The sequence below is a fragment of the Brevibacterium oceani genome (genome assembly GCF_017948325.1).
Taxonomy (GTDB): domain Bacteria; phylum Actinomycetota; class Actinomycetes; order Actinomycetales; family Brevibacteriaceae; genus Brevibacterium; species Brevibacterium oceani.
This window is the reverse complement of record NZ_CP072846.1, coordinates 3,409,972-3,423,180: the sequence shown is the minus strand read 5'-3', so window position 1 is coordinate 3,423,180 and position 13,209 is coordinate 3,409,972. Positions and strand designations below refer to the sequence as shown.

Genomic DNA, 13,209 nt, shown 5'->3' with positions numbered 1-13,209 from the left:
CGGGCGCACACGGCAACGTTTCGGGCACAGGTCGACAGGCGTCCCGCGGCCTCGCGCCCAGGTATAGCCTGGACGCATGAGTTCTTCTGTCGCTGTCATCGGGGCCGGAACCATCGGCCGCTCGTTCGCCTTCCTCTTCGCCCGCAGCGGGTACACCGTACGGGTCTTCGATCCTCGCGATGACCTCGCCGAGGTGGTCTCCTCACTCCAGGCCGAAGTCACGTCCGCCGCATCGTCGCAGAATGAGTCGGCCGCGCAGATCGGCAGCATCGAGGCTGCCGATTCGGCCGCGTCGGCCGTCGCCGGGGTGTCCTTCGTGCAGGAGTCCGGGCCGGAGGATCCGGATGCGAAGCCGGAGCTGTTCGCCCAGATCGCCGAGGCGGCCCCTGCCGATGCCGTGTTCGCGACGTCTTCGTCGACGATCCCGGCCTCGTTCATCGCCGAGCACCTCGACGCGGCTGCTGCGGCACGGGTGATCGTCGGACACCCGTTCAATCCGCCGCATCTCATGCCGCTCGTCGAGGTGGTTCCCGCACCGGCGACCTCACGCGCGGCCATCGACGCGGCGGTCGCGTTCTACCGCAGCTGCGGGCGCGAGCCGGTGGTGCTGAAGCAGGAGATCCGCGGGTTCGTCGGCAATCGGCTGCAGAATGCGCTGATGAAGGAGGCGATCGCGCTCGTGCAGAACGGCGTGATCTCGGCCCCGGATCTTGACACGGTGATGAAGAATTCGCTGGGTCTGCGCTGGTCGGCTGTCGGGCAGTTCGAAGGCATGCACTTCGGCGGGGGACGGGCAGGCATCCGCGGCTTCATGGACCACATCGGTCCGGCCTTCGCCGCGATCGAGGACCTGCCCGTCGACGTCGACCCATCAGCCATGGGCGAGGTCTTCGATCAGGTCGAACAGGCTTATGGGCCGACCCCGACACCGCAGGCCGCCGAGGTCCGCGATCGGATCCAGCGCGCGGTGCTCGAAGCCCGCGGCCAAGACGTCTGAGGCGCAGCGGACCCAAATATAGGTCACTATCGGATACTTTCCGGGCTCAGAAATGTCCGTTTGTGACCCACATTCAGAACGTGCTGAGCCTCAGACCGCTGCCTGGTAGAAGTACGTCGTCCGTTCGGCAATGAGGCCCTCGGTGTCGAAGAGGAAGAAGTCGGCGAAGCCCACCGAGGTCTCCGATCCGTCCTTGAGCCGACCGTTGAACACGCCTCGACTGGAGGCGCGGTCGCCTTCGACGAGGATCTCCTGCAGTGAGTGCGCACCGGATTCGATGACGCGCTCGCCGTGGTAAAAATCGGTGATCTGCTGCCCGAGCATCGTCGGGTATCCGGGGCGGTCATAGCTGGCGTCGGCTGAGAACAGCGCCGAGGTGGCGTCCGCATCCCCGGCATCGACGGTGGTGTAGTAGCGCTTCACGAGTTCAGTCACACTGGCCATGGTCTTACCGTAGCAGTGACCCGTGACACACACTCACCGCAGTGAAGAGTATCGCCGAGGCGGCCCGCCGCTCCGTCATTGCCGTCCCCGTGCCCGCCGTCCCCATGCCACCGGCGCAGTGTCACCGCCCCCGCGCCACCGACGCAGTGCCACTAACGCCGTGCCGCCAACGCCGTGCCGTCGCCGCCGTGCCGTCGGCGCTGGTTTCGCATCTCACCACCGCATCGGGTTAATATCGATCTGCTAAAGATAATGATTCTCACTAGAAAGAGAACCGGAATGATGAAACCACACCAGGCGATGCTCGGATCGGCGGTGGTCGCCTCGGCGCTGCTGCTCGGCGGCTGCCAGCCCGGCGACGATGACACCGACTACGATGCCGTCGGGCAGGAGGAGAAGACCGCGGAGGCCGGAAGCGAAGGCAAGGACGGGGAGAAGTCCGGCGACGGTCATGCTCAGGAAGTCGCCGGCTCCCAGCCGCGACTCGTGACCACCTATGACGGTGGGATCATGACGCTCGACGCGACGACCCTCGAGGTCATCGACGATACGAAGCTCGACGGCTTCAACCGCCTCAACCCGGTCGGCGATGACCGTCATCTCATGGTCTCCGTGGCCGACGGATTCCGCCTCTTCGACGCCGGTGTCTGGACGCAGCCGCACGGCGATCACACCCACAGCTATGCGGCCGACCCCGTCCTCACCGACACCGTCTTCGACACCGAGCTGCCCGGACACGTGGTCACCCACGGCGGATCGACTGTGCTCTTCGGCGACGGGGACGGCAAGATCCAGACCTTCGACACCGACGACTTCGCCGACGCCCCGAAACCCGAGGTCACCGAGGCCGACGAGCCCCATCACGGAGTCGCCGTCCGCCTCGACGACGGATCCACCTTGCACACAGTCGGCACCGAGGACGAGCGGTCCGGGGCGAAGGTCGTGGACAAGGACGGCAAGGAGATCGCCCACAGCGAGGACTGCCCCGGCGTCCACGGAGAAGCAGCGGCCAAGGACGAAACGATTGCACTCGGCTGCGAAGACGGGATCCTGCTCTACAAGGACGGTAAGTTCGACAAGGTCGACGCTCCCGATGACTACGGGCGCATCGGCAACCAGGCCGGCAGCGACGACTCCCGCTACGTCCTCGGCGACTACAAGGTCGACAAGGACGCCGAACTCGAACGTCCCGAGAAGGTGAGCGTGACCGACACGAAGGACGGCACGCTCTCGCTCGTCGACCTCGGCGCCTCCTACAGCTTCCGCTCGCTCGGCCGCGGCCCCGAAGGGGAGGGAATCGTGCTGACCACGGACGGGACGCTGACAATCATCGACCCCGAAAGCGCCGAGGTGACCGATGAGTACCCCGTCATCGACAAGTGGAAGGAGCCGGTCGAATGGCAGAAGGCCCGGCCGACGCTCTTCGTCCAAGGTGAGGTCGCGTACGTCAGCGACCCGGCGAAGCAGAGCATCCACATCGTCGACCTCGACGACGGCGAGGTGATGGCCAGCAAGAAGCTGCCGCACGCGACGAACGAACTCACCGGAGTCGCCGGCTGAATGACCGCCTCGGCAGGTGATCGGTCCCGCCGGTACTCACCCCGGCGGGCCCGAAGCCGGCTGAAGCACCACGTCGGTGTCGGCGGGCGTCGGGAGCACCACCTCGGCGCCCGCTGACAAGATGCTCAAGAACTCGCCCGGGAGGTGAGATGTGCATTGCCGACGCCGGGATTCGGTCATAGGTTGGAGGTGACCGAGGCACAACCCCGATTCGAAACGAGGACAGCCATGACCACCACCGCATACCGTGTGACCAACCCGGCGACCGGCGAAGTCGCCGAAGAATTCGCCACCGCCACCGATTCCGAGATCCTCGCCGCCCTCGACCGTTCGGCGACGACCTTCACCGAGTGGAGCCGGACCACCGTGGCCGAACGGGCGAAGGTCCTCGCCCGCGTCGCCGAGATCTACTCCGAACGCGCCGAAGAGCTCGCCGAGGTCATCAGGCTCGAAATGGGCAAGGCCGTGCCCGAAGGCAAGGGCGAGGTCGGCCTGTGCAGCCTCATCTACAAGTACTTCGCCGACAACGCCGAGTCGTTCATGGCCGATGAGCCGCTGCGCGGACCGAAGGACGCCACCGCCATGATCCGCCGCAAGCCCGTCGGCTCGCTGCTGGGCATCATGCCGTGGAACTTCCCCTACTACCAGGTCGCCCGCTTCGCCGCCCCGAACCTGGCTCTCGGCAACACGATCCTGCTCAAGCACGCACCGCAGTGCCCCCGCTCGGCCCAGATCATGGAGGAGATCTTCATCGACGCCGGCCTGCCCGAGGGCGCGTACATCAACATCTACGCGAGCAACGAACAGGTCGCCGACATCATCCTGCCCGACCCGCGCAACCACGGAGTCTCGCTGACCGGTTCCGAACGTGCCGGGGCCGCCGTGGCTGCCGAGGCGGGCAAGAACCTCAAGAAGGTCGTGCTCGAACTCGGCGGATCCGACCCCTACATCCTCCTCGACTCCGCCGACGTCAAGGAGTCCGCGAAGACCTTCTTCGACACCCGCATGGGCAACACCGGCCAGGCCTGCAACTCGCCCAAGCGGATGATCGTCATGGACGACCTCTACGACGACTTCGTCTCCTCCATCACCGAGGAGGCCAAGAAGCGCACCCCCGCAACGCCGGGTGAGGACGGCGCCCGCCTGTCCCCGCTGTCGTCGGTGGCCGCAGCTGACCGCTTCATCGAGCAGGTCCAGGACACCGTCAGCCAGGGTGCGACCCTGCTGGCCGGCGGCAAGAAGTACGACGGCGGCGGCGCCTACGTCGAACCCGTCGTGCTCACCGGAGTCGAAAAGGGCATGCGCGGCTACTACGAGGAGCTCTTCGGCCCCGCCGTCATCGTCTACAAGGTCGGCACCGAGGAAGAGGCCGTCGAACTGGCCAACGACACCCCGTTCGGCCTCGGCGCCGCCGTGTTCTCCGGCGACATCGAACGGGCCGAACGCGTCGGATCGCAGATCGATTCGGGCATGGTCTTCCTCAACGCCCCCGAGGGAACGCGGGAGTTCCTGCCCTTCGGCGGCGTCAAGCGCTCAGGCGTCGGACGCGAGCTCGGACCGCTGGCCATGGACGAGTTCGTCAACAAGCAGCTCGTCTACAAGCAGGACTGAGACCACCACCGCGCGTCCGCGCACCGCTCAGGGCGCTGCTCTCTACCGAGGGCAGCGCCCTGATTGTATGCTGAGATCGCACACAGCGAACTCTCAGCGGGAGGTCTCCCATGTCGGCACCGAAGCCGTCGACCCAGGTCAATGCCGCAGCCTCAAAAGGGATCATGCGTCCGATCAACCGATTCCTCGAGCAATGGATACCGTCGGCACTGACCTTCGCCATCGTGCTCACCCTCATCGTCGCGGTCCTCGCGCTCATCCTCACCGATGCCGGTCCCGCCGAGGTGGTCACCGGCTGGGGCGAGGGACTGGCCGGGCTGCTCGAGTTCATGACACAGATGTGCCTCATCCTCCTGCTCGGGCACATCCTCGCCAATACCGGCCCTGTGCGGAAGCTCCTGGCGTGGCTCGCCCGAGTGCCCGGCAACGCGACCTTCGCCTACGTCTTCGTCTTCGTCGTCGCCGCAATCGCCAGCCTCATCACCTGGGGCCTCGGTCTCGTCGTCGGCGCCCTGCTCGCCCGCGAGATCGCCGTGCAGTCACGCGAGCGCGGAATCAAGGTCCACTTCCCACTGCTCGTGGCCGCGGGCTATTCGGGGTTCGTCGTCTGGCACATGGGCTATTCGGGGTCGGGTCCGCTGACCGCGGCCACGCCGGACTCCTTCCTCGCCGACTCCCTCGGTGGGAAGACGCTGCCGGTGTCCGAGACGATCTTCGCCGGCTGGAACCTGCTCGCGATCCTCGGCGTCATCGTCGTCTGCGGTCTCCTCTTCCTCCTCCTCGCACCCAAACCCGGCGCACCGGTCTACGAACTCCCCGCCTCGGTGACGTCGGAGAAGCAGTCCCACGTCGACGAGGAGGTCGTCACTCCCGCCGACCGCATCGACGCCTCACGCATCCTCACCCTCGTCGTCGGTCTCGCGCTCGTGATCTACCTGGTCATGCACTTCGCCCAGGGTGGGGGACTGACCCTGGACATCGTCAACTGGTCGTTCCTCGCCCTCATCCTCCTGCTCGTGCGCAATCCCTTCGAACTCATTCACCTGACGAAGGAAGCCGCCTCGAACGTCGGCGAGATCCTGCTGCAGTTCCCGCTCTATGCCGGCATCCTCGGCATCATGTCGTCCACCGGGCTCATCGCCGTGTTCTCCGACGCCTTCGTCTCGATCGCCAACCCTGCCTCGTTCGGTGTGCTGGCGCTGCTCTCAGCCGGCCTCGTCAACTTCTTCGTACCCTCCGGCGGCGGACAGTTCGCCGTTCAGGGGCCGATCATGCTCGATGCGGCCAACCAGCTCGGCGTCGACCCGTCGATTGCGATCATGGCCGTGTCCTACGGCGACCAGTGGACGAACATGCTGCAGCCGTTCTGGGCCCTGCCGGTGCTCGCGATCGCAGGGCTGAAGATGCGCGACATCCTCGGCTACACATTCATCACCTTCCTCGCCTCCGGGGTGGTGATGGCGCTGGCACTCTTCCTTGTGTCGCTGTGAACCATCCGCACCTCCCTCCGCACTGCCACGGTCGGCAACCGCCTCGCCCGCGAGCCGCTCCGGTGGCAAGTTGTCCTGTTCCCTTCCGAGATCCTCGCCGTCCTTCCCCTGGGAGGTTACCCGCGGCTACGATATGGTAGCCTGCATGGTTGGCCCCCCGCCCCATGACCGGGACGTTGGGAGTGTGCCACTCGACGCACCGCAGATATGCGGTCAGCCAGGCTCGACAGTGTGCAGACACCTGATCGAGCGCAGATGCCAGGACGCAACCTCGTCCGACGAAGGAGCGATCAGATGACAGCTACAGCGGACATCTCCTCAGAGCCGCCGAAGAAGAAAAAGGAGAAGCCTGTTCTCCCTCCCGTCAACAAGCCGGTATTCATCGCTGCGGCCTTGGGGACGCTTGCAATCACGGTGTGGGCCCTGATCGCTCCCACCAACGCCGAGGCGGTCCTCGGTGCCGTCGTCGGATGGACCTCCGACTGGTTCGGCTGGTTCTACGTCCTCCTCGTCGCGGTCGTCCTCGTCTTCGTCATCTATCTGGCCGCGTCGAAATATGGAACGATCAAGCTGGGCCCCGAACATTCGAAGCCCGAATTCGGTCTCATGGCATGGGCCTCGATGCTCTTCGCCGCCGGCATCAGCACGGACCTCATGTTCTTCGCCGTCTCCGAGCCCGTCACCCAATACCTTGCACCGCCCTCCACCGAAGCCGAGACCGTCGACGCCGCCCGTGAAGCCACAGCGTGGACGCTGTTCCACTACGGCCTCAGCGGTTGGGGCCTCTACGCACTGATGGGGATGGCCCTGGCGTACTTCGCCTACCGGATGAACATGCCCCTGGCGATCCGTTCGGCACTGGCGCCGATCTTCGGCAAGCGCGTCAAGGGCGGGTTGGGAGACACTGTCGACTTCGCCGCGCTCCTCGGCACCGTCTTCGGCGTTGCCACCTCATTGGGCATCGGCGTCGTCATGGTCAACACCGGCCTCAGCACCGTCCTCGGTCTGCCGATCTCGACGGGCGCGCAGATCGGCATCGTCGTCATCGGTGTGGCCGTGGCCACCCTGTCCGCAGTCTCCGGCGTCGACAAAGGCATCAAGTTCCTGTCTCTGCTCAATGTGTTCCTCGCTGTCGCCCTGAGCCTCTGGGTTCTCATCGCGGGCAACACGCAGTTCCTGCTCAACGCCTTCGTACTCAACATCGTCGATGTCGTCCGACTGTTCCCGAACATGGTCGGCCAGACCTTCGCCTTCGAGGACACCGGAACATGGATGACGGATTGGACCCTGTTCTTCTGGGCCTGGTGGATCGCCTTCGCCTCGTTCGTCGGCCTGTTCCTCGCCCGCATCTCCCGCGGTCGGACGATCCGGCAGTTCGTCCTGGGCACCCTGACGATCCCGTTCCTCTACATCATCATGTGGATCTCGATCTACGGAAACTCAGCGCTCGACCTCATCCGCAGCGGAGACAAAGACTTCGGCGAGCGGACCATGCTCAACCCGGAGGGCGGCTTCTACGAGCTGCTGTCGAACTATCCCGGGTTCTTCGTCATCGCCGCACTGGCCACGGTGACAGCGCTGCTCTTCTACGTCACGACTGCTGACTCCGCGGCTCTGGTCATGGCCAACCTGTCTTCGCGTCTGCCGACCCCGCAGGATGACGGTCGTCCGGGTCTGCGGATCTTCTGGGCCGTTGCCACCGGAGCTCTGACGATCGCCATGCTCATCGTCGGCGGTGTCGGTGCGCTGCAGAACGCCACTGTCATCATGGGGCTGCCGTTCGCCTTCGTCGTCATTCTCGTGATGATCGGCTTGTACAAGGCTCTGCGGGTCGAGGCGCATCGAGTCGAAAGCGTTGACACGAGCCTACCTGCCTCCCTGGCCCGCCGCTCCCGCGGTCCCGGCAACGAGACCTGGCAGCGGCAGCTCGGCCGGGTGCTGTCCTTCCCGAACAAATCCCGTGCGAAGGCCTTCTCCGACGATGTCCTCATCCCCACCCTCACCGAGGTGGCCGAAGAGATGGAAGGCAGAGGCATCGGGTCCCGCTGTGGTCGGGTGGACAACGAAGGTGTGTTCGTCGAGGACGGCGAACTCATCGAGTTCGAGGTCGACGGGGAAGGCGAGTTCCCGTTCCGGTACCAGGTGTGGCCGCACAAGGTCAGCGTGCCCTCGTTCGGCGGCATCGTCCCGCGCGGCACCGGTCAGGACTACTACCGGATGGAGGTCTACCTCGACGGCGGCACCGGTCAGGGCTACGACATCATGGGCTACTCGAAAGAGCAGATCATCGACGACGTGCTCGATAAGTACGAACGTCACGTCGAGTTCCTGCAGCTGCAGGAGAACATCGCCCACGGCGAGGACTGAATGGACGAAGAATCGGATTCGCTCGGGGGCGGCGGGGCGGTCGTCGGAGACGATGGGCTGTCCCGCACGCCCTGGGCCTACGGTGACCCGGCACTCCTGAGCTACTACGACACAGAATGGGGCCTGCCCATCCACGATGAGGCGGGATTGTTCGAACGCATGAGCCTCGAAGGGTTCCAGGCCGGACTGTCGTGGCTGACGATCCTGAAGAAACGGGATCGCTTCCGTGAGGTCTTCGCCGGCTTCGACCCTGAGGCCGTTGCCCGGTTCGGCGAGCCCGAGATCGAGGAACTGCTCCGCGACGCCGGAATCATCCGTCACCGCGGCAAGATCGAGGCCTGCATCAACAACGCCGCGCGTGTGATCGAGCTGCGCGAGGACGGTGGGCTCGACGAGTTCCTCTGGTCGTTCCAGCCGGCCGAGACGCCTCGGCCACGAACCCTGGTCGAGATTCCGACGACGGGTCCCGAATCCGTGGCGCTGTCGAAAGCACTGAAGAAGCGAGGGTTCCGCTTCGTCGGACCCACCACGATGTACGCACTCATGGAGGCGATCGGAATGGTCGATACCCACTTGCTCGACTCCCACCGCCGAGGTGCCTCCGGAGTGTGGCCGGCATGAACGACATCTGCGTCTCCGCTCTGGTCCTCCTCCACCCGCACCGGGGCGATCTGCTCATGGTCCGCAAGGCGGGCACCACCTCGTTCATGCTCCCCGGCGGAAAACCCGAAGCGGAGGAGACCGCCGAGGAGACCATCATCAGAGAGATCGCCGAAGAGCTCGGGCTCGGGCTCAGTGCGGACCGGCTCCGGGCCCTGGGTACGTTCACGGCCGAGGCGGCCAACGAAGCCGACCATCGCGTCATCGGCGATGTGTTCTGCTACGACGGTCTGCCCGAGGAACTCGACATCGAGGACATCGCCCATCTCGCCGAGATCGCCGAGGCCGGATGGTTCCCCATCGACCCACTGCCCGAGGACACTGAGCAACGTCAGTTCGCGCCGCTGACCCGCAACGAGGTTATCCCCGCACTGCAGGCGACCGGGCGGCTCGCCGGGTGAGAGCGCGTCCTGTGAGACTGAGGACTGGAAGCGCTGCTGTCGTTCGGGCGTCAGTCCTCTGACTGTCGCGAATAGGCGATGAGAGCTCGGTAGAGGTCGATCGGGGCGCAGTTCGCGCCCTTGGCCAGGGACTTCATGAGCTTGCGGTAGGTCTGATAGTCCATGCTCGTCGGGTTGTCCGTGGGTACGAGGTCGTAGTCGTACAGCACGGACAGGGAACGGGTGTCCATGATGGAGAACTTCTTCGGATTGAACACGGTCAGCAATGTGCTGGCCAGCGGAACACCCACCCCGGGCAGGATCTGCAGCAGCGGCAGCCGCAGGTGGTTGGGAGTGCCGTCGTCGAGAGCGGCGCCGGTGACGAAGTCGATATCCCCGGAATCGATGGACTCCAGCCGCGGCAGAACGCCGACTGCCTTCCACTCGGCGACCTTGAGGAAGTGTTTGCGCTTGTAGGACTCCCGAGTCACCACCTTCGGTCCGATCGAGCTGAAGAGGTCCGATTCGACGTCGGTGAGGACGTAGAGGGGTTCGTACTTGAGGACGAATGCCGTGTCGACGGTGCCGCTGGGAGCAGTGCGGTTCAGCTTCGCAGAGTTCATGAGCCGATGGTAGGCGGTGAGTCTGACCTGCAGGTGAACACTGCCTTGCTCGCAGGCGTGGAACCGATGGGCGCGTCAGCCGGGTCGGTTGCGATGTCGTAACCTCGGATTATGAGCACCGAACCACACGACCGACGGACCTACACGCCTGCGTTGTTGGGGCTGGTCTGGACGGGGATGTTCGGGTTCTCCGCTTTCTTCTTCAGCTATTCCACGATGGTCTCCATCGCCGCGGCGGGCGGGCTCTCGACCGTCACCGGCGGCTCCGTGCTCACGACGATGATGATCGGAGTCATCGCCGCTCAGCCGTTCGCGCCCTGGGCAGGTCGTGCCTTCGGCTTCAAGGGAGCGCTGCTCTTCGCCATCGTCCTGCAGCTGCTCGGCCAGCTCCTCGGACTCTTCGTCACTCCCGTCCTGGTGGGGCTCGTCCTCGCGGGCCTGTCCGGAGGCATCGGCTTCGGGCTCTTCGTGGTCCTGGCCAATGCGGCAGTGCCCGGGACCACCGCGCCGGGACGTATCGGCAAAGCACTGGGATTCTTCGGCGGAATCACCTCTCTGGCATCTGCGGTCGGAGCCCCGCTGGGGCTGTGGCTGGTCGAGACGATTCCCCTCTGGACCTTCCGCATCATCGTCTGTGCGTGCCTCCTGCTCGCCGTGCCCACGGCCATCAGGTTCGTACCCGGTCGGCAGCCTCGGCGGAGGAAGGGCGAGGCCGGCAGGTCTGACGTCGATATCGATGTCGACATCCGCTCCGGACGGAACGAACGACAGCGGCTGCGGCGGGTCCGTCGGCGGGCCGGGGAGGCGCTCGGGCTCGTCCTCATGCTCTCGCCGTTCCTCGTCGGCATGATCGTCTTCGGTCTCATCATCGGATTCGGGCCGGGCGAGGAGGTCGCCGGTGCGGCCCTGTTCATCGCGGCCATGCAGGTGTCGGCGGTGATCGGACGCTTCGTGGCCGGAGCCGTCGCCGACCGCTTCCCGCCCTTCGCTCTCAACGTCCTCGGTCTCGCTGTGGCCGCGATCGGCCTGGTCTGCGCCGTCGTCCTCTACGGCGGGTCCCTGTTCGCGGCGATGATCATCATCGGTCTGGGATTGGGCACGATGCAGTCGGCGAGCCTGGTGATGGCCTTCGCCTCGGTGAGCACGCCCAGCCGGGCCAGTGTCGCCTGGAACATGAACTTCGACGTCGGACTGGCCGTCGCCGGCGTGCTCGGCGGACTCGGCTTCACCTACCTCGGGTCGTCCTCGACATTCCTGCTCTGTGCGCTGCTCCTGCTGCTGGCCGGTGCGCTGTCATGGATCGCGCGGACGCTGCAGAGCCGGCGGAGCGGCGCGGGCTGAAGGCTCCGAGGCATCGCTCAGGTCTCGTCGTCCAATCGGGCCAGTAGGCCGACGGCTGCGCGCGTGTAGTCATCGATCCAGCGGTCGTGGATGCGTTTGATCGGCAGGGGAGCAAGGGCCAGCTGGCGGGTTCTGCCTTCCTTGCGGCCGGTGAGGAGCTCGGCGCCTTCGAGGACGCGGATGTGTTGGAGGACGGTCGTGCGATCGAGGTCCGGGAATGCCTCGCAGACCTCGCCTGTCGAGAGCGGGCCCGTGCGGACGAGGTCAAGAATGCGTCGGCGGGTGGGATTCGCCAAGGCCTTGAATACGGCATCGTCGCGCTCATCCGCATCTGCATTCGGCATAGGCTGATCTGTTCCTTCCTGACCCGACATGTGGTAAAAATATCACATGAATGATGAGAAGAACGCTGAGAGACGACCACTCGAGGAGCTGTCCTTCACGGTGACCGGGTATGTGTCGAAGGCTCCGCACGAGACCTATGAGGCTGTCGCCGATCCCGCGCAGCTCTCGCACTACTTCACCACCGGCGGTGCGCGCGGCCGGCTGGAGACCGGTGCCGAGGTCAGCTGGGACTTCGCGGACTTCCCGGGTCGCTTTCCCGTCGAGGTCGTCGAGGCCGTGCAGGATGAGAAGATCGTCATCCGGTGGGAGGGATCCGATCAGTCGGTCGAGCCGAGCACGACGACGACCTTCGAGTTCACCCCCGTCGACGAGGGTGCGCGCACTCTCGTGACGATCACCGAGAAGTCGTGGAAGCTCACCCGCGGGGGATCCGAGGGTGCCTTCGGCAACTGCATGGGCTGGACCGGGATGCTCGCGGCCCTCAAAGTGTGGGTCGAGCACGGCATCAATCTGCGCGAGGGCTTCTACAAGTGAGCTGATTCGCCTTCATGCCGAATCACTGAACGCGATGAGGGCGAATCTGCGACCTTGAGCCCAAGGGTCATCGCCGAGTTCTTCGAACTTATGCCCTGTTCGGAGTGAGTAGGCGAAGCTCGGCGTTGAGGAGGTGAGGGAGCGAACGATGCTGTGACGGATCGAGGCCCCTCAGCCAAGCTTCGGCGATCTGCAATACGTCCCCATGTGCCACGAGGACAATTTCAGATGCATCGCCTTCGGGGTCGTCGATCAGTGACTCAACGAGCGCGCGAATCCGCGCGGCAACGTGTTGCGGAGTCTCCACCCCGTCAGGCCAACCTCCGTTTTTGAAATCTGCTGTCCACACCTCGTCATATCGAGCTGCCGGGCCGTCTTCCAGGGAGCCGAAATCTCTCTCGCGCAGACGCGAGTCGATACGTGGAAGATGGGCTCCCCAAGCCTCAGCTGCTATCTGAGCAGTTTCGTAGGCGCGCGCAAAATCACTGGTGATCAGAAGCGTGTCCGAGGGTAAATGATTGACACGGGAGGTCTCTTCTACTTGTTGCCTGCCTAGATCCGTCAGTGACGCCCAGTCGAAAGCGCGAGGGCCCGGGCGGCTGACAACGATCTGCTCGACGTTTGCTCGACTTTCTCCGTGGCGGAGTCCCCACAGTCGTGTGTGGTGGTTGTTGAGGATGTCGGTCACAGCAGCCTGCGGTCCTTTCGTGACTGATACGTGAACATTCTGCGGCCACATATGACTCCCAAATGAAGGTCAGGAGTCGATTGGATCTGAGACACCGATTCTATTGTGTGGCGCGCAACAGCCAGTGTAGCGTTTAAATCGATTTAAACCCCGAGATTCCAAGACTTCT

General features: G+C 64.8%; 13 protein-coding genes. 9 read left to right on the top strand and 4 right to left on the bottom strand.

Annotation, left to right across the window (positions count from 1 at the left end):
- The first annotated feature begins 76 nt into the window (after positions 1-76).
- On the top strand, positions 77-997 hold the full coding sequence (locus J9314_RS15245) for a 3-hydroxyacyl-CoA dehydrogenase NAD-binding domain-containing protein (protein WP_210603188.1): 921 nt from the start codon (positions 77-79) through the stop codon (positions 995-997).
- A gap of 90 nt (positions 998-1,087) precedes the next feature.
- Here the strand turns inward: J9314_RS15245 and J9314_RS15240 are convergent, their stop codons facing one another.
- Entirely contained in the window at positions 1,088-1,441 is a 354-nt protein-coding gene (locus J9314_RS15240; RefSeq protein ID WP_181272919.1) for a nuclear transport factor 2 family protein, read from the bottom strand.
- Positions 1,442-1,720: 279 nt separating this feature from the next.
- Here J9314_RS15240 and aztD point away from each other — a divergent pair, with 279 nt between their 5' ends.
- From aztD to J9314_RS15210, 6 genes are all read left to right on the top strand, one after another.
- Positions 1,721-3,001: a zinc metallochaperone AztD gene (gene aztD, locus J9314_RS15235; protein WP_210603187.1), complete on the top strand. Its 1,281-nt coding sequence runs from the start codon at positions 1,721-1,723 to the stop codon at positions 2,999-3,001.
- 228 nt (positions 3,002-3,229) lie between these two features.
- Positions 3,230-4,612, top strand: coding sequence for an NAD-dependent succinate-semialdehyde dehydrogenase (locus tag J9314_RS15230; RefSeq protein ID WP_210603186.1), 1,383 nt, complete (start codon positions 3,230-3,232; stop codon positions 4,610-4,612).
- 110 nt (positions 4,613-4,722) lie between these two features.
- A complete protein-coding gene (locus J9314_RS15225) occupies positions 4,723-6,102 on the top strand; it encodes a short-chain fatty acid transporter (protein ID WP_210603185.1) in 1,380 nt (459 codons plus the stop codon).
- Positions 6,103-6,396: 294 nt separating this feature from the next.
- Positions 6,397-8,469, top strand: a complete 2,073-nt coding sequence (gene betT / locus J9314_RS15220) for a choline BCCT transporter BetT (RefSeq protein WP_210603184.1) — start codon at positions 6,397-6,399, stop codon at positions 8,467-8,469.
- On the top strand, positions 8,470-9,090 hold the full coding sequence (locus J9314_RS15215) for a DNA-3-methyladenine glycosylase I (RefSeq protein WP_210603183.1): 621 nt from the start codon (positions 8,470-8,472) through the stop codon (positions 9,088-9,090).
- Positions 9,087-9,530 carry an NUDIX hydrolase gene (locus J9314_RS15210; protein WP_210603182.1) on the top strand — a complete coding sequence of 148 codons (444 nt, stop codon included), beginning with the start codon at positions 9,087-9,089 and terminating at the stop codon, positions 9,528-9,530. Before J9314_RS15215 ends, J9314_RS15210 begins: the two co-directional genes overlap by 4 nt.
- Before the next feature lie 50 nt (positions 9,531-9,580).
- Here J9314_RS15210 and J9314_RS15205 read toward each other — a convergent pair whose 3' ends face one another.
- On the bottom strand, positions 9,581-10,132 hold the full coding sequence (locus J9314_RS15205) for a hypothetical protein (protein WP_210603181.1): 552 nt from the start codon (positions 10,130-10,132) through the stop codon (positions 9,581-9,583).
- Between the two features lie 111 nt (positions 10,133-10,243).
- Between J9314_RS15205 and J9314_RS15200 the strand changes: the two genes are divergently transcribed.
- On the top strand, positions 10,244-11,473 hold the full coding sequence (locus J9314_RS15200; protein ID WP_210603180.1) for an MFS transporter: 1,230 nt from the start codon (positions 10,244-10,246) through the stop codon (positions 11,471-11,473).
- Positions 11,474-11,490: 17 nt separating this feature from the next.
- On the opposite strand, the gene J9314_RS15195 is transcribed toward J9314_RS15200, so the two are convergent.
- Positions 11,491-11,817, bottom strand: coding sequence for an ArsR/SmtB family transcription factor (locus J9314_RS15195; RefSeq protein WP_246490422.1), 327 nt, complete (start codon positions 11,815-11,817; stop codon positions 11,491-11,493).
- A 46-nt stretch (positions 11,818-11,863) separates the two neighbouring features.
- On the opposite strand from J9314_RS15195, the gene J9314_RS15190 reads away from it, so the two are divergent.
- Positions 11,864-12,352 (top strand): SRPBCC domain-containing protein, encoded by a 489-nt coding sequence (locus J9314_RS15190; RefSeq protein WP_210603178.1) that lies wholly within the window; start codon positions 11,864-11,866, stop codon positions 12,350-12,352.
- A gap of 88 nt (positions 12,353-12,440) precedes the next feature.
- On the opposite strand, the gene J9314_RS15185 is transcribed toward J9314_RS15190, so the two are convergent.
- A complete protein-coding gene (locus J9314_RS15185; RefSeq protein ID WP_246490421.1) occupies positions 12,441-13,040 on the bottom strand; it encodes a histidine phosphatase family protein in 600 nt (199 codons plus the stop codon).
- Between the last annotated feature and the right edge of the window lie 169 nt (positions 13,041-13,209).

What these genes read in the sequence shown, in the direction of transcription:
- aztD (WP_210603187.1), top strand. Translation starts at nt 1,721, where the DNA reads ATGATGAAACCACACCAGGCGATGCTCGGATCGGCGGTGGTCGCCTCG.
- J9314_RS15225 (WP_210603185.1), top strand. Translation starts at nt 4,723, where the DNA reads ATGTCGGCACCGAAGCCGTCGACCCAGGTCAATGCCGCAGCCTCAAAA.
- J9314_RS15230 (WP_210603186.1), top strand. Translation starts at nt 3,230, where the DNA reads ATGACCACCACCGCATACCGTGTGACCAACCCGGCGACCGGCGAAGTC.
- J9314_RS15205 (WP_210603181.1), bottom strand. Translation starts at nt 10,132, where the DNA reads ATGAACTCTGCGAAGCTGAACCGCACTGCTCCCAGCGGCACCGTCGAC.
- J9314_RS15190 (WP_210603178.1), top strand. Translation starts at nt 11,864, where the DNA reads ATGAATGATGAGAAGAACGCTGAGAGACGACCACTCGAGGAGCTGTCC.
- betT (WP_210603184.1), top strand. Translation starts at nt 6,397, where the DNA reads ATGACAGCTACAGCGGACATCTCCTCAGAGCCGCCGAAGAAGAAAAAG.
- J9314_RS15245 (WP_210603188.1), top strand. Translation starts at nt 77, where the DNA reads ATGAGTTCTTCTGTCGCTGTCATCGGGGCCGGAACCATCGGCCGCTCG.
- J9314_RS15210 (WP_210603182.1), top strand. Translation starts at nt 9,087, where the DNA reads ATGAACGACATCTGCGTCTCCGCTCTGGTCCTCCTCCACCCGCACCGG.
- J9314_RS15215 (WP_210603183.1), top strand. Translation starts at nt 8,470, where the DNA reads ATGGACGAAGAATCGGATTCGCTCGGGGGCGGCGGGGCGGTCGTCGGA.
- J9314_RS15195 (WP_246490422.1), bottom strand. Translation starts at nt 11,817, where the DNA reads ATGCCGAATGCAGATGCGGATGAGCGCGACGATGCCGTATTCAAGGCC.
- J9314_RS15200 (WP_210603180.1), top strand. Translation starts at nt 10,244, where the DNA reads ATGAGCACCGAACCACACGACCGACGGACCTACACGCCTGCGTTGTTG.
- J9314_RS15240 (WP_181272919.1), bottom strand. Translation starts at nt 1,441, where the DNA reads ATGGCCAGTGTGACTGAACTCGTGAAGCGCTACTACACCACCGTCGAT.